Origin of the sequence: Candidatus Protochlamydia sp. R18 (assembly GCF_000648255.1) — a bacterium.
GTDB lineage: Bacteria > Chlamydiota > Chlamydiia > Chlamydiales > Parachlamydiaceae > Protochlamydia > Protochlamydia amoebophila.
The window spans coordinates 1-560 of the sequence record NZ_BASL01000786.1; the positions used below are offsets into that span (position 1 = coordinate 1).

Sequence of the window (560 nt, forward strand, 5' to 3'; positions counted from 1 at the left end):
GCACAAAGATTAAAAGCTCTAGAAGAAGAAAACAGGAAATTAAAAAGGCTTGTAGCTGATTATGCTCTTGATAATGTGGCTTTGAAGGATCTTTTGTCAAAAAAGTGGTAGGCCCGCAGGCTAAGAGAAAGGCTATGAATGATCTAACCATCCGCCATGGCATAAGTCAAAGGAGAGCTTGTCGTTTACTTGCTTTCGATAGGTCTGTTGGGCGCTATAAGCATAAAATGAAGAATGATACAGAAGTAAAGGATAAAATGATTTCGATAGCTCATGAAAGAAGAAGGTTTGGGTATCGAAGAATTTGTCTCTTGCTGAAGAAGGAAGGATTAAAGATTAATCATAAAAAAGTATACCGACTGTACAAAGAGAGTGGTCTCAAAATCAGAAAAAGGGGTGGAAGAAAGAGAGCTTTAGGTTCTAGAATAAGACCTGAGGAGATTTCTAGGCCAAATCAAAGATGGTCTCTTGACTTTGTTTCAGATGCATTAGCCAATGGAAGGCGCCTTCGGATTCTAACAATTATGGATGACTTTACTAGGAAAAGTCTTAAGATGGTG

General features: G+C 38.4%; 1 protein-coding gene. It reads left to right on the forward strand.

Annotated features, from left to right (window positions below; translation table 11 throughout):
• Window positions 1-134: 134 nt before the first annotated feature.
• Window positions 135-560: IS3 family transposase (locus TY19_RS25420; protein WP_148300619.1), on the forward strand; the 426-nt coding region annotated here is incomplete at its 3' end.